Annotated in this window: 22 protein-coding genes; 8 read left to right on the top strand and 14 right to left on the bottom strand. The window is 59.9% G+C overall.

What is annotated here, in order from left to right; translation table 11 throughout:
- Nucleotides 1–18: 18 nt before the first annotated feature.
- From CFB10_RS10740 to CFB10_RS10680, 13 genes are all read right to left on the bottom strand, one after another.
- On the bottom strand, nucleotides 19–1,866 hold the full coding sequence (locus tag CFB10_RS10740) for a methyl-accepting chemotaxis protein (protein ID WP_020010402.1): 1,848 nt from the start codon (nucleotides 1,864–1,866) through the stop codon (nucleotides 19–21).
- A gap of 144 nt (nucleotides 1,867–2,010) precedes the next feature.
- Nucleotides 2,011–2,712, bottom strand: coding sequence for a transcriptional regulator VisR (visR, locus tag CFB10_RS10735; protein WP_003522758.1), 702 nt, complete (start codon nucleotides 2,710–2,712; stop codon nucleotides 2,011–2,013).
- Between the two features lie 53 nt (nucleotides 2,713–2,765).
- Nucleotides 2,766–3,497: a transcriptional regulator VisN gene (gene visN / locus CFB10_RS10730; protein ID WP_003522759.1), complete on the bottom strand. Its 732-nt coding sequence runs from the start codon at nucleotides 3,495–3,497 to the stop codon at nucleotides 2,766–2,768.
- A gap of 371 nt (nucleotides 3,498–3,868) precedes the next feature.
- Entirely contained in the window at nucleotides 3,869–5,551 is a 1,683-nt protein-coding gene (gene fliF, locus CFB10_RS10725) for a flagellar basal-body MS-ring/collar protein FliF (protein ID WP_026363652.1), read from the bottom strand.
- 128 nt (nucleotides 5,552–5,679) lie between these two features.
- Nucleotides 5,680–6,063, bottom strand: a complete 384-nt coding sequence (locus CFB10_RS10720; protein ID WP_020010398.1) for a hypothetical protein — start codon at nucleotides 6,061–6,063, stop codon at nucleotides 5,680–5,682.
- Nucleotides 6,064–6,077: 14 nt separating this feature from the next.
- Entirely contained in the window at nucleotides 6,078–6,623 is a 546-nt protein-coding gene (gene cheD, locus CFB10_RS10715; protein ID WP_020010397.1) for a chemoreceptor glutamine deamidase CheD, read from the bottom strand.
- Entirely contained in the window at nucleotides 6,620–7,009 is a 390-nt protein-coding gene (cheY2, locus tag CFB10_RS10710) for a chemotaxis response regulator CheY2 (protein ID WP_003503467.1), read from the bottom strand. The genes cheD and cheY2 overlap by 4 nt, the downstream gene beginning before the upstream one ends.
- The gene (gene cheB / locus CFB10_RS10705) at nucleotides 7,009–8,064 is read right to left on the bottom strand and encodes a protein-glutamate O-methylesterase CheB (RefSeq protein WP_020010396.1); all 1,056 of its coding nucleotides are present in this window, start codon (nucleotides 8,062–8,064) and stop codon (nucleotides 7,009–7,011) included. Before cheB ends, cheY2 begins: the two co-directional genes overlap by 1 nt.
- Nucleotides 8,061–8,969 (bottom strand): protein-glutamate O-methyltransferase CheR, encoded by a 909-nt coding sequence (gene cheR, locus CFB10_RS10700; protein ID WP_020010395.1) that lies wholly within the window; start codon nucleotides 8,967–8,969, stop codon nucleotides 8,061–8,063. Before cheR ends, cheB begins: the two co-directional genes overlap by 4 nt.
- A 13-nt stretch (nucleotides 8,970–8,982) precedes the next feature.
- Entirely contained in the window at nucleotides 8,983–11,244 is a 2,262-nt protein-coding gene (locus tag CFB10_RS10695) for a chemotaxis protein CheA (RefSeq protein WP_020010394.1), read from the bottom strand.
- 16 nt (nucleotides 11,245–11,260) lie between these two features.
- Nucleotides 11,261–11,626, bottom strand: a complete 366-nt coding sequence (cheY1, locus tag CFB10_RS10690; RefSeq protein WP_003493773.1) for a chemotaxis response regulator CheY1 — start codon at nucleotides 11,624–11,626, stop codon at nucleotides 11,261–11,263.
- Nucleotides 11,623–11,922 carry an STAS domain-containing protein gene (locus CFB10_RS10685; protein ID WP_003503483.1) on the bottom strand — a complete coding sequence of 100 codons (300 nt, stop codon included), beginning with the start codon at nucleotides 11,920–11,922 and terminating at the stop codon, nucleotides 11,623–11,625. The genes cheY1 and CFB10_RS10685 overlap by 4 nt, the downstream gene beginning before the upstream one ends.
- Nucleotides 11,922–13,517, bottom strand: coding sequence for a globin-coupled sensor protein (locus CFB10_RS10680; protein WP_256387383.1), 1,596 nt, complete (start codon nucleotides 13,515–13,517; stop codon nucleotides 11,922–11,924). The genes CFB10_RS10685 and CFB10_RS10680 overlap by 1 nt, the downstream gene beginning before the upstream one ends.
- A 517-nt stretch (nucleotides 13,518–14,034) precedes the next feature.
- Between CFB10_RS10680 and CFB10_RS10675 the strand changes: the two genes are divergently transcribed.
- The 8 genes from CFB10_RS10675 (at nucleotide 14,035) to CFB10_RS10635 (ending at nucleotide 21,365) form a co-directional block, all read left to right on the top strand.
- The gene (locus tag CFB10_RS10675; protein WP_020010392.1) at nucleotides 14,035–14,412 is read left to right on the top strand and encodes a hypothetical protein; all 378 of its coding nucleotides are present in this window, start codon (nucleotides 14,035–14,037) and stop codon (nucleotides 14,410–14,412) included.
- A gap of 106 nt (nucleotides 14,413–14,518) precedes the next feature.
- Nucleotides 14,519–17,437, top strand: coding sequence for a monovalent cation/H+ antiporter subunit A (locus CFB10_RS10670; RefSeq protein ID WP_003503486.1), 2,919 nt, complete (start codon nucleotides 14,519–14,521; stop codon nucleotides 17,435–17,437).
- Nucleotides 17,437–17,772, top strand: coding sequence for a Na+/H+ antiporter subunit C (locus CFB10_RS10665; protein WP_003503487.1), 336 nt, complete (start codon nucleotides 17,437–17,439; stop codon nucleotides 17,770–17,772). Before CFB10_RS10670 ends, CFB10_RS10665 begins: the two co-directional genes overlap by 1 nt.
- The gene (locus CFB10_RS10660) at nucleotides 17,769–19,415 is read left to right on the top strand and encodes a monovalent cation/H+ antiporter subunit D (protein ID WP_003503488.1); all 1,647 of its coding nucleotides are present in this window, start codon (nucleotides 17,769–17,771) and stop codon (nucleotides 19,413–19,415) included. Before CFB10_RS10665 ends, CFB10_RS10660 begins: the two co-directional genes overlap by 4 nt.
- On the top strand, nucleotides 19,412–19,900 hold the full coding sequence (locus CFB10_RS10655) for a Na+/H+ antiporter subunit E (protein WP_003503489.1): 489 nt from the start codon (nucleotides 19,412–19,414) through the stop codon (nucleotides 19,898–19,900). The genes CFB10_RS10660 and CFB10_RS10655 overlap by 4 nt, the downstream gene beginning before the upstream one ends.
- A complete protein-coding gene (locus CFB10_RS10650; protein WP_003503490.1) occupies nucleotides 19,897–20,178 on the top strand; it encodes a K+/H+ antiporter subunit F in 282 nt (93 codons plus the stop codon). The genes CFB10_RS10655 and CFB10_RS10650 overlap by 4 nt, the downstream gene beginning before the upstream one ends.
- Complete coding sequence (gene mnhG, locus CFB10_RS10645; protein WP_020010389.1) at nucleotides 20,175–20,519, top strand: monovalent cation/H(+) antiporter subunit G; 345 nt, start codon at nucleotides 20,175–20,177, stop codon at nucleotides 20,517–20,519. Before CFB10_RS10650 ends, mnhG begins: the two co-directional genes overlap by 4 nt.
- A gap of 384 nt (nucleotides 20,520–20,903) precedes the next feature.
- Nucleotides 20,904–21,365 carry a hypothetical protein gene (locus CFB10_RS10635; RefSeq protein WP_020010388.1) on the top strand — a complete coding sequence of 154 codons (462 nt, stop codon included), beginning with the start codon at nucleotides 20,904–20,906 and terminating at the stop codon, nucleotides 21,363–21,365.
- A gap of 26 nt (nucleotides 21,366–21,391) precedes the next feature.
- Here the strand turns inward: CFB10_RS10635 and CFB10_RS10630 are convergent.
- The coding region (locus tag CFB10_RS10630; RefSeq protein WP_035213811.1) for an IS3 family transposase at nucleotides 21,392–21,653 on the bottom strand (262 nt) is incomplete at its 5' end.

The raw sequence follows: 21,653 nt of genomic DNA, 5'->3' as shown, positions 1-21,653 counted from the left end.
TTCAAAAAAACAGACGTATCAGGCCGCCTGATTGTACCGATCCCTGCCGGTCGCCGAACCCTGCTCCATCTGGAACCGCTGGACGAGATCGAGCAGCGCTTCCACCTCGCCGGACAGTACCCTGCTGGCCGCGCTCGACTGTTCGGCAAGCGCCGCATTCTGCTGGGTCATCTGGTCCATCTGGTTGACGGAGCTGTTGACGTTGTGAAGCGCGGAGGACTGGTCCTGCGTCGCCGTTGCGATGGTTTCGACATGCTGGCTGACGGTGACGATCTGCTGGCTGATGGCGGAAAGAACCGTGCCCGCCTCCTGCACCAGCTTCGAACCGGAGCTGACCTCATGCGTCGACTGGTTGATGAGCTGCTTGATCTCGCGGGCCGCGTCGGCGGAGCGCTGGGCAAGCTCGCGCACTTCCTGCGCCACGACGGCAAAACCCTTGCCCGCTTCGCCCGCACGCGCCGCCTCGATACCGGCATTCAGCGCAAGAAGATTGGTCTGGAAGGCAATGTCATCAATGACCTCGATGATCTGCTCGATCTTGCGCGAGGCACCTTCGATCCGGCCCATGGCGTCGACGGCGTTGCTGACGACCGAACCGGAGCTGTCGGCGCTCTGCTTGGTGATGCGCACGGCCTCATTGGCCTCCCGCGCACGCTCGGCCGAGGATCTGACGGTGACGGTGATTTCGTCTACGGCGGCGGCGGTCTCTTCCAGCGAGGCGGCCTGATTTTCGGTGCGCTTCGACAGATCGACCGACGACTGTTCGATTTCAAAACCGCTATGCTGAATGATGAGCGTGCGCTCGCGAATCTGCCCCAGCGCATCGCGCAGGTTGAGAAGGGATTCGTTGAAATCCGTGCGCAGACGGTCAAGACGGCCAGCGAAAGGCGTCTCGATCGTGCGGCTCAGATCGCCGCGCGAAAGTCTGCCAAGACCGGAGGCGATCTCGCCGACCGCAAATTCGATCTGGCTGTCGAGTTCCTGTTTCTCGGCGTCGTTGCGGTAACGCTCGGACTCCGCCGCAGAGCGTTCTTCGGCGCTTTTGCCCTCAATCGCCAGTTTCTCGACCGCATTTTCGCGGAAAATCACCAGCGCGCGGGCGATGTTGCCGAATTCATTGGTGTTGGTGGCGTAGGGGATCGGCGTATCGAGATTGCCGTCCGAAAGGGACTTCACCGCATCGGTCAACTTGCCAAGGGGTTGAAGCGTGCGCTTGATGACAAAGTAGGCGAGCAGTCCGACGCCAAGCATGGCGAGCGCGCCGCAGATGAGCATCATGTCGCGCAGGCTGTATATCTGCGCATCGTAGACGTCCATGGGAACACCCACGAACAGGATGCCGACGGTTGCGCCGGTCTTGTTCGTGACAGGCATGTAACCGGTCATGTAGCTGGTGCCGAACAGCGTGGCAGTGCCAAAATAGGCCTCACCCTTGGAGACTTTCGCAAAAGCGGGATGATCGGTAGCAAGCTTGGTGCCGGCTGCTCTCTCGCCCTTTTCGTTCTTCAGATTGGTGGTCATGCGAATGAACTCGCCGCCCTTGGCTTCAAACACGGTAGAAATACCGCCGTTACCGGCTGCGGTGCGGTCGACGAGATCATTGTCGCGCATCGTTCCGATGCTGGCGCGACCCACACTTTTGAGGTCCCCATCCACCATCTCGAGGGCGACGCCGCCGACCTTCAGTTCGTAAAGGATCGCCATGCTGCGCATTGCGCTGTGCGTATCACGCAGCGCGGTGGTGATGATATTGTCCTTCAAGCGGATATAGGTCGAAAAACCAACTGCCGCCACGCTGAGCGTGATCAGGCCGATCGTCAGCGCGACGACCTTGCCAGCAACGGACTTAAAGAGCCGGTTGTGCATGAAACAGTTCCCCAAAGCCAAACTTATAAAAGTTCTAGTAGGCAACTGTTAAAAAAACGCGAAGTGCCGATAGCGCCTTTTAGGGAGGCGCAAATGCCGGTTCGGGGCCGCCTGCCTGGGAGGGGCGGGAAAACCCGCCCGCCATCAATGGATGTAACCGAGCCTGATAGCCTTGGCGATCGCCTGGATACGGTTGACGGAATCGAGCTTGATCGTCGCCGAACCGAGATAGGCGTTGACGGTGTGCACGGAAAGCCCGAGCTTGACCGCGATTTCTTCGCTGATACGGCCATCCCCCGCCAGTTGCAGGCAGGCGATTTCCCTCTCGCTCAAGGCTTCGGAGGGTGCCGCCTTGCGCTCGTCCAGCGCCAGCATGTCCACCATGATCTCGCAGCATTTGATGTGCTGCTCGATCACGACCTCATTGTCGAGAACGAGGTTGGTGCCGCAGAAGACGATATAGCCGTTGCCAATGGTGCCAAGCCGCACCGGCAGGGCGAGCCCCGCATAGGGCAATGTGTCGTTCTCGATGCGGCGCAGAAGTGCGGGCACATCGGGAAGATCGGCAAAGCCGCCGGCATTCTTGTTGCGCCAGATGACCGGCAAAAGCGATGTCTCGATATGATCGAGAAGAATATCGCCGACGGCGCGGATGAACTGCGCGCTCTGTTCTGCGGCATTCATGCCCCAGTTTTCCAGTTCGCAGGTCAGCTTCTTCTTGTTCGGGAAACCGGAAGCGGCAGCTTTCGTCACCACGAAATTGCGCGCGCCGACCAGCTTCTGCATGGCGACAAGCTTCGGAAACAGATCCGACCGGCTCGTCACGACAGGGCTGCGGTAAAACATGCCCATTTGACCTGTACCCTCATTGTCTTTCGTCTGTACCATCCGTCCGACCATTATACGAGGTTGTTGCGCACGGCGTAGGCAATTGCCTCCGAGCGGGTTTTTGTCGCGGTTTTCCGCATCACGCTTGTGATGTAATTATTGATCGTATTGCGCGAAATGCCAAGGATCATCGCAATTTCATCGCTTGTCTTGCCTTCCGCGATCCAGAACAGGCACTCAAGCTCACGCTCCGTGAGATCGATATCGCGAACGGTCTTTGCTTCGCTGGCAATGCCGAAACTGACGCAATAACCCGTCAGCAGGGCGATTTCGCGCAGTCTTTCCGGCGAAGGCACCGCTTCTTCGGGAAACAGCAGCAGCAGCGAAAGCCGGATGCGGCCCACGCAGAAGGACAGTGCCGAATATTGCCGGTCTATGCCGTAGGGAACCGAAACATCATCGGGAAGGAAAAGCAGCCGCGGCTGCAGAAGCGAAAGGCATTTCTCCATTTCGCTCGATCTGTTCTGGCTGTTGGCCAGTTCAAGGCCAAGCCTGCGGACCAGATCAAAAGGCCAGTCGGAGGTGACGATGAATTTCAGTCCGGTTTCTTCGAGAAGATCATCCCGCGCCAGCAGATAATGCGAGGCGCCAGCATAGGTTACGAGCAGATCCAGTGCGCCTGCAACGTTACCGGCAGCAGCCGTGGCTGCGACGTTTTTAGCAAGCTGATCGCGTGGCAAGGGCTTACCCATGCCCTCCATAGGCTTGGCAGACAGCCTGCGGATATCAACATCGACTTTCAATCGCCTACGCCCTCTTGCTCCCAGTGGGAGATTATACCTCGGGATGGAATCATTCCATTCGAGACGCTTACCAAAATGGGACGGCAAGCCCCCCGGAGACCGAATCACTTCATTTTATGGAACGGACTGGGATTTGCCATTACCTGACACCAGCCTTTCCACGTATTTCACCGTTCGTCTATTGCTAAAAAAACATACTGAAAAGCTGTTCAATCCATAAACGGCATTCTCAGCCAATTCCCAGCAAACTGTATCGTTGCTGAATTTTTTGTAAACACTGTCCTAAAACGAGATTGCCACGATGCGCCCGCCAAGGATAGCAAAAAGCCCGAAAACAGAAAAAAGGCCGGGTAAAACCGGCCTTTTTGATATTATGCTGCTTTTTCAACCGCCCATTTGCGCAGGATCTTGGCGGCTCGTTCCTCGCTGATTTCCACCATGCGGGAGAGCCTGCGTTCGGGCCCTTCGCGAACCCGGCGGTTGAATGTGCCCTCGCCATCGCCGCCTGCCAGAAGATCGTCGGTGCTGTCGAAGCCGAAATCCGCCCCGAAACCTTCCATGAGGCCGCCTGCGCCGGCATCCATGCCGGGAGAGAAGTCCGGTAGTTCCAGACCGGCTGTCTCCTGGCTGAGCTGACCCGCTGCCGCACCGTTGGCGGTAACCGTGCGGACCAGAGGACGCACACCGAGCCAGATGACGAGGAAGGCGACGGCGACGAATGCGAGCGAATTGATGATGCCGGCCGAATTGCGGCTCAGCACTTCCATGATGCCCGGCCCGCTTACGGCTTCGTCAAGCAGCTGCGTTTCGAGGAAGTCCATGGCCGTCAGCGTAACCATATCGCCGCGATCGGCAGAAATGCCGGCCGCCGAGGTGACGATCTTCTGCATTTCAGCGAGATAGGCGTCGATCTTGGCCTGATCGGCGGGTTCGCCGACCATCTTGGCGATGCGACCCTTGTTGACGACCACGGCAACCGAAATCTTCTCGACGGTGTAGCCGTTCTTGACCGTAGCGACCGTCTTGGAATTGATCTCGTAGTTCGTCTGCTCTTCCTTCTTGGCCGACTGGTCGGAAGACTGCGGGCCGCCGCCGCCGCCCTGAGGCGCCGCCTGCGGTACGTTCTGCTCCACGGTCGCGGCCGTATCCGGCTGCGTTTCCTGGGATTTCTGGTCTTCCTTTACCGTGCGGATGGAGCGCTCGACGCGTGATTCCGGATCGTAGACGGTTTCCTGGATCTGACGGCTGTCTGTATTGAGCTGTGCCGTCACGCTGGAGCGGAAATTGTCCATGCCGAGGAAAGGCGCCAGCGCCTTGTCGATATTGGTCGTGATTTCCTGCTGAACATTCTGCGCCAGCGTCAGCGAGCGGTTCATGGCGGCGTTGGTGACGTCGTCGCCGGAGGCCAGAAGCTGGCCGGTCGAATCGAGGAGTGTCACGTCATCGACCTCAAGGCCGGGAACGGCCGAGGCGACGAGGTGACGGATGGAAGCCGATGCCTTGCGCCCTGCGGTGGCGCTGGCGCGGATCATGACCGATGCGGTGGGCTTCTGTTCGCCACGGCGGAAATTGCCGACGTCAGGCATGACGATATGGACGCGTGCGGCGGCAATGCCGTCAATCTGCTGGATGGAGCGGCTGATCTCGCCCTCAAGGGCGCGAACGCGCGTCACTTCCTGCATGAAGGAGGTCAGGCCGAGAGAACCGACATTGTCGAAAAGCTCATAACCGGCATTGGCGCTGTCAGGCAGGCCGCGTTCAGCCAGAAGCAGCCGCGCCTTGGAAGTGAGCCCGACGGGAACCTGAAGGCTGGAACCATCGGTCCCTACCTGAAAGTCCAGACCCGATTCGGCGAGCGCAATGCTGATCTTGTTGAGGTCGCTTTTTTCAAGCCCCACATAGAGGGTCTCATAAGCAGGACGGTTCACGTAAAGCGCTGCTGCAAGGATAATGGCCATGGACAAAACGCCCACGCCGCCCAGCATCAAAAGCCGTGTCTGCCCCAGCGCAGCGACATTCTTCAAGACCTGAGGGATTTGATTTAACAGATTCATTCTGTTCCGCACCGTCATTCATAGAGTCCGAGACCTTTTGGCCCCGTAATGACAATAGGGTGCGAAGCTTGCGCGAGCGTTGCCTTTCTACGCATTCCGCGAAGAGGCAGGCAACGGCGGAAATGGCGCTAGAAGAGGTCGAAGTCGCCTGAGGCCTTGTCGAGCGGCTGGGAATGGCCGTGGCGGAAGGCCGCGCCGAGCGCCTTCTGCATTTCGGCAAGCTTGACGAGGCTGAGCGCGGTGGAGACATCCACGATCCAGTCTCCGGGGATGGAACCGGTGATGGTATCGATGAATTCGGCAAGGCCCCGGGTTTTCTGGACGGCAAGGTCGATGCCCTGCAACAGCTTGACGCCGTCGTTCGACAGTTGACCGCTGGTCACTTCAAGCAATTGCGGTTCGATGCGCTCTATAAGGTAGGCGACATCGTGCAGTTCCGATACCACGCGCATCAGAACATCCGGCAGGGCTTCTTCGAACGGAGTGGCGGCGGTGTGCTCTGCAAGCTGCATTGGAAACTCCGTGACTAGAAAAATTCGATGTCGTTGGCGACGGGCTTGGGGGCCGGCACCGGACGCGTTTCCAAGGCAACCGTCTTCTGGGTTTCCGCGCCGCTGAGCGGATGCTGACGTGCACGACCAGAGACCGGCCAGAATTCGATCTTGCGGCCGTGTTCCCCGCCCGTGGAGGAGCTTATGACCGGAATACCTTCATCCTTCAGAAACTGCATGGCGAAGATGGCGTTCTGTTCGCCGACATTGGAAAAGCTGGCGATCGTCTTTGCACCGCCGAAAACCTTGGCTTCCAGCCGGTCACGCCGCGCGCCCTGCTTCAGGAGGCCGTTGATCAGGAGCTCCATGAGATGCACGCCGTAACGCGTCGCATCTCCGCCGGTCACATTGCCCGTTCCCGGCAGCAGGAAGTGGTTCATGCCTCCGAGGCCGGCAACGGGATCTCTCAGACAGGCGGCCACGCACGAACCGAGTATCGTCGTCATGACCACGTCGGGATCGCTGACGACCTTGTACTCGCCCTGAATGATATGTACGCGCTTGGCCGCAGCTTCAATCATTTCAGCGATCCGAAAACCGCCTCGATGGCAGCGCGCATCTTGTCAATCGTGAAGGGCTTGGCCAGCACGTTGTTGGCGCCGAGCTGTGCTGCCTTCTGCACCAGCGCGCGGTCACCCTGCGCGGTGAGGATGATGAAGGCGGCCTTCTTGGTGGTGGGGTTGGCCCTGACGGCGTGCAGGAAACCAAGACCATCCATCTTCGGCATGTTGAAATCGGAGATGACGAGATGATGGGGCTGCTGCTCCATGATCTTCATTCCCTGCTCGCCGTCGCCGGCGGCGGTGATCTGCTTGAAGCCGAGCTGTGTCAGCGCATCGCTGAGGAGCAGCCGGCTGGTCACCTGATCGTCGACGATCAGAACTTTGATCTTTTCTGCGAGAGACATTAGTCAGCACCTTCTTTGCGGGCAGTGGTTAGTTTCAGGATTTCTTCGCCGATGGAGGCCAACGGCAATTGCTGTTCCACCGCGCCCAACTCATAGGCCACGCGGGGCATGCCATAGACGACACATGTTTTTTCGTTCTGGCCGACGGTGCGCGCACCGGCATGACGCATTTTCAGAAGCCCGGCCGCGCCATCGCGGCCCATGCCGGTCAAGATGACGCCGACGGCGTTGCGTCCGGCAAGCTCGGCCACGGAATCGAACAGCACATCGACGGAGGGTCGGTGGCCGTTGACGGGATCGCGTTCGACAAGCCGGCAGCAGGGTGCGGACCGGTTGGCGATCTGCAAGTGGCGCTCGCCGCCCGGCGCAAGATAGATCTTGCCGGTCTGCAGACGCGCACCGTCCGTTGCCTCTTCCACCACGGGCGCACAGATACGGTTCAGCCGTTCGGCGAAACTCTTGGTGAAGGTCGGCGGCATGTGTTGGGTGATGACGGTCGGCGGGCAATTGGCCGGGAATTTCTGCAGCACGGCGATCAACGCTTCGACACCGCCCGTGGAGGAACCGATGGCGACGACCTTGCGACCGGCCCGATATTCGCTGACCGGGACCGGCTGCGACGCGGCTGCGGCTTCCGGGCGCGCAGCGCGGTAAGCGGTATGCTGTGAGCGGGCAGCGGCCTTCACCTTGTCGGCGAGATCGCCGAAGGGGCGTGCATCGCCCGGCGCCGGTTTGCCGACACAGTCGAAGGCGCCGATTTCAAGCGCGGCCAGCGAAGCGTCCGCACCGCGATGGGTGAGCGACGAGACCATGATGACCGGCATGGGCCGCAGACGCATGATCTTTTCGAGAAATTCCAGCCCGTTCATTTCCGGCATCTCGATGTCGAGCGTCACGACATCGGGATTGAGCTGCTTGATGGCGGCGCGCGCCTCCATGGCGTTACCGGCCTGACCGACCACCTCAACCTCGGGATCGGCCTTGAGGACGGCCGAAATCAGGCCGCGCATCGTCGGAGAATCATCAACGACAAGAACCCTTGCGAGCGCGCTCATGCCTTCCTCCCCGAAGCGTGACCAATGAAGCGGTATGTGGTGATGCCTGTATTGTCGAACAGGTTCTTGGCGTCACCAGACACACGTTCGGAATGGCCGATATAAAGATGACCGCCTTCCGGCAGCAGCCCCGCGAAACGCGACCAGATACGCGTCTGCGTCGGCTCGTCGAAATAAATGACGACGTTGCGGCAGAAAATGACGTCGAAATTGCCCTTGAAGGGCCATTGCGTCATCAGGTTCAATTCGTTGAACGTGATGAGGCGCTTGACCTTGTCGTCAATGCGGAACTTGCGGCGACCGCCGGCATCGACTTCCGTGAACCATTGCTTGCGCATGGCGGGAGACACGGTTTCGAGCGCGTTGTCGTCATAGACCCCGGCGCGGGCCTGCGCCAAAATCTTCGGGTCGATATCCGTCGCGAGGATCTTGAAATCGTAATCCGCCGCATTCGGAAACATGGCGAGCACGGTGAGCGCAATCGAATAGGGCTCCTGCCCGTCGGAACAGGCCGCCGACCAAATGCGGACGCGCCCACCGGATTTCGCCCGGGCGATGAGACCCGGCAGGACGTCATCACGCAGATGTTCGAAATGATGGTTTTCGCGGAAGAAGCGGGTGAAATTCGTCGTCAGGTGCGACAGCATTTCGCGCCGCGCCGGCGCACCCTCCGGCGAAGATACCAGGGCGCAATATTCGCGGAAACCTGACAGGCCGAGATTGCGAATATGCTTCGACAGGCGGGAATAGACCAGCGACGCCTTGGTGTCGTTGAGATAGATACCCGCATCGGCATAGATCATCGCCGCGATTTCCGACAGGTCGCGCCTCGTCAGCGGATATTCACCGCTGGCAAGAACGTCGTCGGGAGACTGGCGCTGGTCGCTGAAATTAAGTGCTGCCATGGATGATCCGCTTTCAACCTGTCGCCGCAAGCGACATTTCCTGCTTCAGTGGCTGTCCGCGCGAAGCGCTGACGATGGCATCGACATCCAGAATGAGCGCGACGCGCCCGTCACCGAGGATAGTGGCGGCGGCAATGCCCTGAACATGGGTATAGTTCGCCTCCAACGATTTGATGACGACCTGGCGCTGACCCTGGATCGCATCGACCATCAGGGCGCGCTGGCCGCCGCCTTCCGATTCCACCAGAAGGGCGACACCTTCGACCGGATCGGCCTGGGTGGGACGGAAATTCAGCACGCGACCGACATCCACCAGCGGGCAGAAGGAGTTGCGGATGGAGATCAGCCGCTGGTTCGCGCCGAAGGAGTGAATGTTTTTCGCTTCCGGCTGCAGGGTTTCGACGATCGCCGTCAACGGCACCACCAGCGTCTGGCCGGCAACGGTCACCACCATGCCGTCAAGAACGGCAAGCGTCAGCGGCAGGCTCATGGTGAAAGTGGAGCCATGGCCCGGGCGCGAGGAGATGCTGATGCGGCCGCCAAGCGCCTGAATGGAGCGCTTGACCACATCCATGCCGACGCCGCGGCCGGAAATGTCGGAAATCTTGTCGGCCGTGGAGAAGCCCGGCGCGAAGATCAGATTGTCGATCTCCTCGTCGGTCAGATTCGCATCGGCGGCGATCAGATCGTTGTCGATCGCCTTCTGGCGAACGCGCTCGCGGTTGATGCCGGCGCCGTCGTCCTGCAGTTCGATCAGGATGCGACCCGAACGGTGCTTGGCCGAAAGCTTGATGGTGCCTTCCGGGTTCTTGCCCGCAGCCTCGCGCTTTTCCGGCGTTTCGATGCCGTGGTCAACGGCATTGCGGATCATGTGCGTCAGAGGTTCGGCCAGCTTGTCGATGACCGTCTTGTCGACTTCGGTGTTTTCACCTTCGGTGATGAGGCGGATCTGCTTGCCGATCATATCGGCGACTTCGCGGACGATACGCGACATGCGCTGGAACACCGGCTTTACCGGCTGCGCGCGGATCGCCATGACGCTGTCCTGGATTTCGCGCGTCAGCTGCTGCAGCTCGTCGAGGCCCATATTGACGGCCGACGTGCCACTTGCGTCGTTTTCGATGACACTCTGCGACAGCATCGCCTGATTGATGACGAGCTCGCCGACAAGGTTGATCAGGCGGTCGACACGGTCGAGGTCGACGCGGATGGTCTGGCCGGCGCTGGCGTTGGCCGCTGCGTTGGCGTTCGCCTGCGCTGCGGCAGGCGCTGCCGCCGCTTCACGCTTTTCGATGGCGGCATTGACGCTCTGGGCGATCTGCGTCGTTGCAACGGCCGTTTCGACGGCTGCCGCAACATAAGACGCTTCCACCGTGGCGATTTCAACAGCGGGCTGCTCTTCCGGTCCGCTATCGAGGGCCGAAAGATCGAACGGCACCGGGATCATCGGAAGCTCTTCCGCATCGTCTGCGGCATCCGAAACAACCGGCGCGATTTCCAGATCGCAATCCCATTCGGCGAATTCGAAGACGCTGCGGATACCCTCTTCGCCCTTGTCGGTCGCGATCGAAACCGTCCAGGAGAGATAGGATGCTTCAGGATCGAGCTTGTCGAGCGAAGGCAGCTCCGACATGTCGCAATTGATGCTCATCTCGCCGATGCGCGAGAGATCGCGCAGCAGAAGTGCCGCCTCGTTGCCCTTCGAATAAAGCGATGCATGCGGCTTGAAGGTGATCTGGAAGGACGGCGCTTCCATCAGCGGCGTGGTTTCGTCGGCAAAGTCCGTAAAGGAGAACGGGATCGGCTCGAAGCCGCTCTCATCCGTCGGCTTGGCCTTCACGGGTTCCGGCGCCTTTACAGTGACGGGAGCCGGCGCGGATGCCGGAACGGCTTCGCCGTTTGCCAGCGCTTCCAGTTCCTTGACGAGGCCACGGGTGCGGCTTTCATCGACGCTGCCGCCGTCTCTGGCCGCATTGGTCAAGTCCGCCAGCACGTCGGCGGAACGCAGCATGACTTTCAGGACGTCCTGTGTCGGCTCCAGCTTGTTGGAGCGCACGCAGTCGAGGGTCGTTTCAAAAACGTGGGCGAAAGCCACGAGATCATCGAGACCGAAGGCACCAGCCCCGCCCTTGATGGAATGAACGGCACGGAAAACGGCGTTGACGGTTTCCGGATCACGGTCGCCGTCATTCAATTTAAGAAGCCCCGATTCCAGTTCGGCGAGCTGCTCCTCGCATTCCTGGAAAAAGATTTCCTTGATTTCGTTCATATCCATCGTGAAATGTCCCGTATCAGGCGGTTACGCGTTCAATGGCATCGATGAGTTTTGCAGGGTCGAACGGCTTGACGATCCAGCCGGTCGCACCGGCCTGACGGGCGCGGTTCTTCTTTTCTGCATCGCTTTCGGTCGTCAGAACGAGGATCGGGATCGCCCGGTATTTTTCGTTGCGACGCACACCCTCGATGAAGCCGAAACCGTCGAGGCGGGGCATGTTGATGTCAGTCACGATGACATCGGGGTTGCTCTGCTCGAGCACTTCGAGGCCCTCGATGCCGTCTTCGGCCTGAATGGTTTCGAAACCGGCATTGTTGAGCGTGACCAGGAGCATGTTCCTGATCGTCCGGGAATCATCCACGGTAAGAACTTTTTTCTTCACTTTTGCATCTCCTTGGGGAGCAAATGGTCAATATCGACGCCTATCAGTTTCATGGTCTTGTCGAACGCATCGGACACCCTGGCAAAACCGAAGGGCTTGCCATCCTCCTCCCAGGACTTCGCGCCGGCCATGAGGACCTGGGCACAAAGTGCACCGATACGCTCCACCTCGGACGCGTCGACCGACAACGGTGCTCCTCTCAGCGTCATCAGCTTGCCGTGCAGGGCCGATGCTTCGTTGAGATCCAGCACCGGTGACAGTTTCAGCGTCGCCTCAGCTGCTTTTCTGGCTGCCATTACATGACTCCTTGGCGTCTGAATTGTTGGTAATCCTGGCCGTAATCCGTGCGGTTATCCGCACGGGCCATAAATGAAGTGCCCTGCCGGTCCGCATCCGACGCCGCCTTCGCCTGCCCCTGACGGGCAATGCGGAATTCGCGAATAGTGCGGCCGAGTTCCAGAATGACGGTTTGAAGCGCGTCGGCTTCGGAGGCGCTCGCACTGATATCGACGGCGTTCCGGTCCGCCTGCTTTTGCTGCCCGCCAATATCGGCGGCAACCGATTGCAGTTCGCCGGCCTGCTCGGCCGTATGCCGGGAGACTTCCGCGATCATGTCGTTGATGCCTGAAACCTGCCGGACGACGCCGCCGATTGCGTCCTGCGTGCGGTTTACCATGCGCACGCCGCCCTCAACCTGCGTTTTCGTGGTCCCGACGAGGCTCTTGATCTCTCTTGCGGCATCTGCAGACCGCTGGGCGAGCGCCCGGACTTCCTGCGCGACGACCGCGAAACCACGTCCGCTATCACCCGCACGCGCCGCCTCGATGCCGGCATTGAGGGCGAGAAGGTTGGTCTGAAAAGCAATCTCGTCAATCGTACCGATGATCCTGCCGATCTGCTCGGCGGATTGTTCGATGTCCGACATGGCGTCGATCGCCTCGCCGATCGCCCGGCCGCTTTCGACCGCCGCCTCGCGGGCACTGGAAACCGCCTTTTCCGTCGCCGCTATGCGGACGCCGTTTTCGGCAATGTTCCCGATCATCGCCTGGATCGCACGGGAGGTCTCCGCAAGGGCTTCGGCCTGCTGGCGGGAACGCTCCGCGATGGAGCGGCCCATATCGGCAAACCGCGCGCCGAGCGCCTCAGCCTCGCCGATGTTGTTTTGCGCCGCGATCAACGATGAGCCGATCGTTTCCAGAGCCGTATTGAAGGAAACCGCAACGTCGCGATAGGCTTCAGGTACATCGCCGCCGATGCGGGCCTGCAAATCGCCCGCAGCAAAGGCCGTCAATGCGGTGCCCAGCAACGTCGCCGCTTCCGAACGGTCACTGTCACGCTGCTCGGCCAGCTCCCGGCCATGGCGCAGGCGCAATTCATTAAAACGCAGCGAGACCGCGATTTCGGTGTCGACCATCACCAGACGGACGACGTTCTTCACGGCTTCCGCCAGTTCACGGGTTTTCTTGCGGTTGCCGGGCAGGAAGGAGCGCGGCGCGTGTTCGGCCACAAGCCCGCCGACAAGATGTTCCAGAACCACCGCGTGGCTGGCGATCTGCCAGCGCGGATCAAGCCCCATGCGGCTGGAATTGTCGGAGAGGACCTTCACCCGCTCGGCATAAAGCGCATCGAAACGCGCATCCGTCAAAACGCTCCAATGCGAGGATTGCAGATCATGGAGGCGGTCGAGCTGGTTTTCACTTTCGAAGGACGGGGAACAGTCCGGCATGGACTGGAAACGGGTCATCACGTCCCGCAGGCCGGCCTTGACGTAAGGCTCCAGCATGCTGCGATAGCTGCGCAGGAAATCGGATTGCGTCTCATCGAGGCCGGCAAAACGCAACCGTCCCGCCAGGCTTCCGCCTGCCGACCTGCGCGCTTGATCTGATGGCAAATCCTGCCCCAACCGACGTCCCCAATAACATGACGGCCGGTAAAACCCGGCCAAATTGGCCAAGGTTCAGAACGCCAGCACCCTTAAGGGGATTTTTGAACGAACATACCCATCGCGGACGATGCGGCATCGACGCTTGCCTGACCTTCTTGAACCAAGAAACGAAAATACCGGATCGGCACCGGTACGGCAGTGCGGCGTCATGCCTGGAAGGGGAGAGACCCCATTCCGCCGTGGAAATACCATCAATCTTTATGGTTAATTCCTTGCTTGAAAGTTAAGAAACACAGGCGGCGGCGTCAAACGGTAAAATTTGTAAAAGCTTTTAGCCAAGGCCGCCCTCACTTTGCCGCAAACGGGCAAAAACGAAAAGGAATCGGACGCTGCGGGCGGTTTTTCCCGCCTGCGCGCTGGACAAGCATGTCCGGCTTCCCCTAAAACAAATCAACAGGATATTCGCTCAACGGTGATGCTTTAAAGAGACCTTTACGATCAAGGAGATGCCAACTTGCCATGGATGGAGAAAGGCCGCAGTTCAAGGCGCCATCCGCAAGTGCTGATCGGTCTCGTGGTCGCGAGCCTGCTCGTCATGATCGGCTTTCAGGCGCCCTCCGGCATCAAGCCCCTTTCCAAAACCAGCCGCCTTGAGCGATTGCAGAGCGTCGATCCGGGCCGTTCGGTTTCTCTTCGCGAAAAAGCTTGCGATAGCGGCAACGATGTCGGCTGCAGGACCGGCGACGCCGGTTCGGGCCTTCGTTATAGCGAGTTCGCTTCATTCACCCTGAACATCAGGGATCACGCCGAAGCCTCGCTCGCTGCTGTTGCCATCGTGCCACAAACTTCCCGAGACTTTGCCAGCGTGGTTCCACGCGCGCCTCCGCATATTATGTATTAGTCATTCCGGCGGTCATCATCATCGGGTTCATTGCGAACCTTGAGGGATCGGAGGCGTCGGAAACCCGCCGTAGGCTCCCATTCCAGAGAGAAAACCGCCGCCGCATATGACACTTGCAATCATTCTCCCATTTATTGTCGCATTGCCCTTCGTTGGCGCGCTCCTGACGGCTTTCATGCCGCGCGAGGGTGTAGCCGCAGCCCCCGCCTCCGTCGCGGGCGCAGTCGCCCTTTTCGGGCTGGTCAGCAGCATCTTTCTTTATACGAGCGTCAGTGGCGGCGCGGTTCTTAAATATGATGTGGAATGGCTGCCCCAGCTCGGCCTGAACTTTACCCTGCGGCTGGACGGGTTCGCCTGGATTTTCTCAATGCTGATTACCGGCATCGGCCTGCTGGTGGTGCTGTACGCCCGTTACTACATGTCGGCTGAAGATCCGATCCCGCGTTTTTTCGCCTTCTTCCTCGCCTTCATGGGCTCAATGCTCGGCGTGGTCCTCTCTGGCAACGTCATCCTGCTGTCGATCTTCTGGGAAATGACGAGTATCTTCTCGTTCCTGCTGATCGGCTACTGGCACCAGAATGCCGGCGCTCGCGACGGTGCGCGCATGGCGCTGACCGTGACCGGCATCGGCGGCTTCAGCCTTCTGGCTGGGCTGCTGATCCTCGGCCATATGGCGGGAAGCTACGATCTCGACAAGATCATCGAGGCTGGTGCCGCCATTCGCGCCCATTCCCTCTATTTGCCGGCGCTTATCCTCATTCTCGGCGGCGCGCTGACCAAGAGCGCGCAGTTTCCGTTCCATTTCTGGCTGCCCAACGCCATGGCGGCGCCCACACCCGTTTCCGCCTATCTGCACTCCGCCACCATGGTGAAAGCAGGGGTATTTCTGCTCGCACGGTTCTGGCCGGTACTGGCAGGCACGCCGGAATGGTTCTGGCTGGTGGGTGCGGCCGGCATCATCACGCTGCTGCTTGGCGCTTATTTCGCCATGTTCCAGCAGGATCTGAAGGGGCTGCTGGCCTATTCCACCATCAGCCACCTCGGCCTCATCACCACGCTGCTCAGCCTCGGCAGCCCGCTTGCGGCGGTTGCGGCCATCTTCCACATGGTCAACCACGCCACCTTCAAGGCTTCGCTTTTCATGGCCGCCGGCATTATCGACCATGAAACCGGCACCCGCGACATGCGGCGGCTGAGCGGGCTTTATACCTATATGCCCGCGACCGCGACGCTCGCCATGGCGGCGAGCGCGGCCATGGCCGGCGTGCCGCTGTTCAACGGCTTCCTCTCCAAGGAAATGTTCTTTGCCGAGGCCGTCGAAACCCATGCCGACTCGCTGCTCGACCGCGCGCTGCCCTATGTCGCGACGCTTTCCGGCGCATTCGCCGTCGCCTATTCGCTGCGCTTCATCCACACGGTCTTCTTCGGCCCCAAACCCGTCGATCTGCCGAACCCCAATCCACACGAACCGCCGCGCTGGATGCGTTTCCCGATCGAGTTCCTGGTTTTCGCCTGCCTGATCGTCGGCATCGTTCCGAGCCTGTCCATCGGCCCGTTCCTGCATTCGGCCGTGCTTTCCGTTCTCGGTCCGCAGACACCCGTCTACAGCCTGTCGATCTGGCACGGTTTCAACCTGCCGCTCATCATGAGTATTGCGGCGCTGATCGGTGGCGTTACCATCTATGTCCTGCTTGGCGGTTATTTCTCGCGCTGCGACGACGGCCCGCCGGTCTTCCGGCATTTGCGGGGACAGCGCATCTTCGAGCGCATTCTCGTCACCGTGTCCTGGAAATGGGCGCGGTGGCTGGAAAGCACGCTCGGCACGCGGCGTCTGCAGCCGCAGCTGAGGCTTCTGATCCTTGTCGCGCTTCTTGCCGGTTTCTCGCCGCTCTTCCTCTCGGAATTCTCCCTATCGCTACCGCGCGTGACGACCTTCGATCCGATCTTCGCCATCCTCTGGCTGATCGGCATGATCGCCGCGATGGGGGCTGCCTGGCAGGCGAAATATCACCGCCTCGCCGCCCTCGTGATGCTTGGCGTCTCGGGGCTCGTCACCTGCCTTACCTTCGTCTGGCTTTCCGCACCGGATCTCGCCATCACCCAGCTACTGGTGGAAATCGTCACCACGGTTCTCATCCTGCTTGGCCTCAGATGGCTGCCGAAACGCTTCGAGAAGGTCGACAGCAGCAATGAATTCCCGGCGCAGCTCCGCCGCGCCCGTGACTTCCTGCTGGCGGCCGCAAGCGGTATCGGCATGTCCGTCATCGCCTATGCCGTGATGACCCTGCCAGTACCGAACGCGATTGCGACCTATTTCCTGGAGCGCGCCTATACCGAAGGCGGCGGCACCAATGTCGTCAACGTCATCCTTGTCGACTTCCGCGGCTTCGATACATTCGGCGAAATCGCTGTTCTGGCGATCGTGGCGCTTACCGTCTTTGCGCTGCTTCGCCGTTTCCGCCCGGCGCATGAAAGCATCGGGGTGCCGGAACAGCAGCAGATGCAGAACGCCTTCGATGCGGAAAGACCCGACCGCAGCAATGGGGACACGGTTCGCGACTATCTCTACGTGCCATCAATCGTGATGCAGTGGATGTTCCCTGTCATCATCACCTTCTCGATCTTCCTGTTCATGCGCGGCCACGATATGCCGGGCGGCGGCTTTGCGGCCGGCATCACCATGGCGATTGGCTTCCTGCTGCAATATCTCGCTGGCGGCGCGCGCTGGGCGGAAGACCGCATCCGCATCCTGCCGTTGCGCTGGATGGGCTTCGGCCTTCTGATGGCGGCGGCGACGGGTATCGGCTCGTGGTATTTCGGCTACCCGTTCCTGACCTCCTATTTCCAATATACGGAGATCCCCTATATCGGCAAAATGCCGACAGCTTCGGCCTTGCTGTTCGACCTCGGCGTCTTCTCGCTGGTCGTCGGCTCCACCGTTCTTATCCTGATAGCACTGGCACACCAATCGTTGCGTAACTACCGCGTTCGCACGCCTGAAGCCGCAAAAGCGGAGGACGTGTAATGGAACTCATTCTTGCAATCGGCATCGGCATCATGACCGGCTCCGGCGTCTGGCTAGTGCTGCGCCCACGAACCTACCAGGTCATCGTCGGGCTCTCGCTGCTGTCCTATGCCGTCAATCTCTTCATCTTCGGCGTCGGCGGCATCAAGACCAATGCGCCGCCGGTGCTGGTGAACGGCGTTGACAGCTCAACGCTGGCCGACCCCGTGCCGCAGGCGCTGGTGCTGACGGCAATCGTCATCGGCTTTGCCACCACCGCATTGTTCCTCGTCGTGCTGCTTGCCGCCCGCGGCCTCACCGGCACCGACCATGTGGACGGGAGGGAGTCGAAATGATGTCGTTCCCCTTCCACATCGTCATCGCCCCCATTCTGGTGCCGCTGATCACCGCAGCCCTGCTGCTGTTCTTCGACGAGCGCCAGCGCGTGGCGAAAGCCGCCATCAGCCTCACCTCCACCGTGCTGTTGCTGGTGGTCGCCATCCTGCTGTTCCGCGAGGTGAACTCGACCGTCAATACCGAGATCGCCGCGGTGGTTTCGAGCGGCGTCTACCTGCTCGGCAACTGGCCGGCCCCCTTCGGCATCGTGCTCGTCGCCGACCGTCTTTCAGGCCTGATGGTGCTGTTGACGGCGCTGCTTGCCATTCCGTCTTTGATCTATTCCATGGCCAAGTGGCACAAGTCCGGCGCGCATTTCCATTCGCTGTTCCAGATGATGCTGATGGGCGTCAACGGCGCGTTCCTGACCGGCGACCTCTTCAATCTCTTCGTTTTCTTCGAAGTGATGCTGGCGGCCTCCTATGGGTTGTTGCTGCACGGTTCCGGCCAGCAGCGCGTCAAGGCGGGGCTGCATTACATCGCCATCAACCTCGTTGCGGCACTGTTCTTCCTGATCGGCGTCAGCCTCATCTATGGTGTGACCGGCACGCTGAACATGGGTGACCTCGCCCATCGTATCGAAGGCCTCAACCCCGACCAGCGTATGCTGCTGGAAACCGGAGCGGCGGTTCTGGGCGTCGCGTTCCTGGTCAAGGCCGGCATGTGGCCGCTGAATTTCTGGCTGCCTTCCGCCTATGGCGCGGCGTCGGCCCCGGTCGGCGGGCTGTTTGCGATCATGAGCAAGGTGGGCATTTATGTCATCGCCCGCCTGTCCTTCCTTCTTTTCGGGCAGACGGCCGGCGAATCCGCCGGTTTCGGCCATGATGCCCTGCTTGTCGGCGGCATCGCCACCATCATCTTCGGGGCCATCGGCGTTCTGGCGTCACAGGCGCTCGGGCGGCTCGCCGGCTTTTCGGTTCTGGTATCGTCCGGAACGCTTCTTGCCGCCATGGGCACCGGTAATCCGACAGTTGCGGCCGGGGCGCTCTATTACATGGTCAGTTCCACGCTCACCATCAGCGCCTTCTTCATGCTGATCGAGCTGGTGGAACGCGGGCAGGATGCGGGCGCGAACGTTCTTGCCGTGACCATGGAGGCCTATGGCGAGGGCGAAGACGAGGATGAGGAGGAAGAAGTCGGCGTGACCATGCCCGCCACCATGGCAGTGCTCGGCGCCTGTTTTGCCGCCTGCGGCATTCTTCTCGCCGGCCTGCCGCCGCTTTCTGGCTTCATCGCCAAATTCTCGATGCTGACCGCCATTCTCAACCCTTCCGGGCTTGGCGCCAATGACAGCGTTTCCACGCTTTCCTGGTGGCTTGTCTTCCTGATCGTCTTTGCCGGTTTCGCCTCGCTGATCTCGATGACGCGCGCCGGCATCCGCACCTTCTGGGCCTCCATCGAAGGAACCGTGCCGCGCGTGCTCGTCATCGAAATCGCGCCGATCATGCTGCTGCTCGGCCTGACGCTTGCCATGACCGTGCAGGCAGGACCGGTGATGCGTTACATGCAGGAGACCGCGCGTATTCTCGATCTGCCGGCAAGCTATATTCAGGGCGTCATTTCCGCCCCGAGAGCGGGAACGAACCCGGAGGCGGAACCATGATGAGCCGTATCCTGCCTTATCCGCTGCTGACGATCTCGCTGATCTTCTTCTGGATGACGATCAACAGCTTTTCGCCGGGGCACCTGCTGCTTGGCACCTGTGTCGCGCTTATCGCCTCCTGGGCGATGGCGTCGCTGAGGCCAGCCAAGCCGCGCATCCGCAACTGGCACAGGCTGGTGCAGCTGATCTTCATCGTGCTTTATGATATCGTCAGGTCCAATCTCTCGGTCGTGAGGATCATCCTGTTCGAGCGCGAAAAGAACCGCAAATCCGGCTTCCTCGCGGTGCCGCTCGATATTCGCGACCCCATGGCGCTGGCCGTTCTCGCGACGATCCTGACCTCGACGCCGGGAAGCGCATGGCTCGAATATAATTCCAGTCAGGGCACGCTTCTGATTCACGTTCTCGATGATGTGGATGAGGCTGCCTGGATAAGCCTCATCAAGAACCGTTATGAAAAACTGCTGATGGAGATATTCGAATGAGTTCGATTATCCTTTTCTGGTCCTTTTCGCTGGCACAGTTCATGCTCGCCATAGCAATGACGATATCAGTCTATCGCATCGCCATCGGCCCGCGTGCGCAGGACCGCGTGCTGGGCGTGGATACGCTTTATGTCAACGCCATGCTGCTTCTCCTGACCTTCGGCCTGCGCACCGGCAACGACATCTATTTCGAGGCATCGCTGCTGATCGCCATTCTGGGCTTCGTCTCCACCGTCGCCCTTTCCAAATTCCTGATGCGCGGCGAGGTGATCGAATGAACGAGGTACACGAATTTCCGCTCTGGGCCGCCATTGCCGTAGCCTTTTTCGTGCTGCTCGGCGCCTCGCTGACGCTGATCGGCACCATCGGCTTTGCCAGGCTCAACAGCTTCTATGAGCGCCTGCACGCGCCAACCCTCGGCACCAGCTGGGGCACCGGCGGCATCGTCATGGCATCGATCATCTATTTCTCCGTGTCCGGCGACCGCTTCGCCTTCCACGAAATCTTCATCGGCATTTTCATGACGGTGACGACCCCGGTTTCCCTGATGCTGCTCGGCCGGGCGGCACTTTATCGGGATCGGGCGGAGCAGAATACGGACAATCGGGAGCATTTGTAATTCGCCCAGATCAAGACCGTTTCGGAGCGATGACCTTGCGAAAAGTGAGGGAAATTCTTCTGCTTCGGTCTGTCCTAACTCCATTCACGATATCCGATTTGCGAGCCGGAATTTCATGGGTCCAGCCATCTCGTCGGGGAGACGAAGGCGTCGAAATACACGACGCCGGGCGGCAAAGGGGATGCACCGACATGGTTCATTTGCGTGCGCCCTCCAACGACTTGAAATAAACAAGCTCGGCAGATGGCTACATCGGAACTGTCAAAAAGCATATGATAGGAAGAGCCGATGGGCCGGAAGGCCCCGCCTTGTGAATGGGGCAAGCCACCACATAACCAATTCACTAGATAATTGATTTGAGAGAAATGGTGCCCGGAGGCGGATTTGAACCACCGACACGCGGATTTTCAATCCCCGCGTGAAAAGCCGAAAACAAAGGCTTACCGGAAAAAAACTGTCAAACCCGGCATCGAAAGTCAAGCACTTAGCGAGGATTTGTCAAACCTTCAGGAGCTTCCCGAAAACGATAAAGTGAGCCTTTTTCCTTCCAAACCTTCGGTGGACACGCTGGACATGTTCACTGAAGCTGGCGTTTCTGACGCTGCGCGTGGGGTCCGGGGGAATACAAATCAACCTTCTGTATCAGAAGGCGATTCGCCTCAAGAGACAGGTGACCAGATGGGTTGGTCATTCCCTACACAATTCGGCGCTGACACCTTCAAGATTGATCTCCTGCGGCTCGCGCTAGACATCCATGGGCAAAAGGTCGCGCAAGCGCTTTGGCACGAAATGGGCTTGCCTATGCCTACGCCACCGCCACCCCGCATCCTGGCGACTTCTGAATAGCCCCGAGTTTCGTAGACACCCTCGGGTTAGATTTTCTGCTGCTTCTCGAACTCGACGGGCGACAGCATCCCGTTCCTGACGTGTTTGCGTTTCGGGTTGTAGAACATTTCGATGTAGTCGAACACGTCCTGGCGTGCTTCATCGCGTGAACGGTAGACTTTGCGCCGTATCCGCTCTCGCTTCAGAAGATTGAAGAAGCTCTCGGCCACCGCATTGTCATGGCAGTTGCCGCGTCGGCTCATCGAGTGAACCAGATTGTGGTGCCTGAGGAACGAGGCCCAGTCCATG

This window comes from Agrobacterium sp. 719_389 (assembly GCF_900188475.1).
Lineage (GTDB): Bacteria > Pseudomonadota > Alphaproteobacteria > Rhizobiales > Rhizobiaceae > Agrobacterium > Agrobacterium radiobacter.
The sequence above is the reverse complement of the archived record's forward strand: the minus strand, read 5'-3'. Positions and strand labels throughout refer to the sequence as shown.

Excerpts from the sequence above, each read along its gene's own strand:
- CFB10_RS10740 (WP_020010402.1), bottom strand. The coding sequence starts at position 1,866 with ATGCACAACCGGCTCTTTAAGTCCGTTGCTGGCAAGGTCGTCGCGCTG.
- visR (WP_003522758.1), bottom strand. The coding sequence starts at position 2,712 with ATGTTTTACCGCAGCCCTGTCGTGACGAGCCGGTCGGATCTGTTTCCG.
- fliF (WP_026363652.1), bottom strand. The coding sequence starts at position 5,551 with ATGAATCTGTTAAATCAAATCCCTCAGGTCTTGAAGAATGTCGCTGCG.
- CFB10_RS10720 (WP_020010398.1), bottom strand. The coding sequence starts at position 6,063 with ATGCAGCTTGCAGAGCACACCGCCGCCACTCCGTTCGAAGAAGCCCTG.
- cheD (WP_020010397.1), bottom strand. The coding sequence starts at position 6,623 with ATGATTGAAGCTGCGGCCAAGCGCGTACATATCATTCAGGGCGAGTAC.
- cheY2 (WP_003503467.1), bottom strand. The coding sequence starts at position 7,009 with ATGTCTCTCGCAGAAAAGATCAAAGTTCTGATCGTCGACGATCAGGTG.
- cheB (WP_020010396.1), bottom strand. The coding sequence starts at position 8,064 with ATGAGCGCGCTCGCAAGGGTTCTTGTCGTTGATGATTCTCCGACGATG.
- cheR (WP_020010395.1), bottom strand. The coding sequence starts at position 8,969 with ATGGCAGCACTTAATTTCAGCGACCAGCGCCAGTCTCCCGACGACGTT.
- CFB10_RS10695 (WP_020010394.1), bottom strand. The coding sequence starts at position 11,244 with ATGGATATGAACGAAATCAAGGAAATCTTTTTCCAGGAATGCGAGGAG.
- CFB10_RS10685 (WP_003503483.1), bottom strand. The coding sequence starts at position 11,922 with ATGGCAGCCAGAAAAGCAGCTGAGGCGACGCTGAAACTGTCACCGGTG.
- CFB10_RS10675 (WP_020010392.1), top strand. The coding sequence starts at position 14,035 with ATGGAGAAAGGCCGCAGTTCAAGGCGCCATCCGCAAGTGCTGATCGGT.
- CFB10_RS10670 (WP_003503486.1), top strand. The coding sequence starts at position 14,519 with ATGACACTTGCAATCATTCTCCCATTTATTGTCGCATTGCCCTTCGTT.
- CFB10_RS10665 (WP_003503487.1), top strand. The coding sequence starts at position 17,437 with ATGGAACTCATTCTTGCAATCGGCATCGGCATCATGACCGGCTCCGGC.
- CFB10_RS10660 (WP_003503488.1), top strand. The coding sequence starts at position 17,769 with ATGATGTCGTTCCCCTTCCACATCGTCATCGCCCCCATTCTGGTGCCG.
- CFB10_RS10655 (WP_003503489.1), top strand. The coding sequence starts at position 19,412 with ATGATGAGCCGTATCCTGCCTTATCCGCTGCTGACGATCTCGCTGATC.
- CFB10_RS10650 (WP_003503490.1), top strand. The coding sequence starts at position 19,897 with ATGAGTTCGATTATCCTTTTCTGGTCCTTTTCGCTGGCACAGTTCATG.
- mnhG (WP_020010389.1), top strand. The coding sequence starts at position 20,175 with ATGAACGAGGTACACGAATTTCCGCTCTGGGCCGCCATTGCCGTAGCC.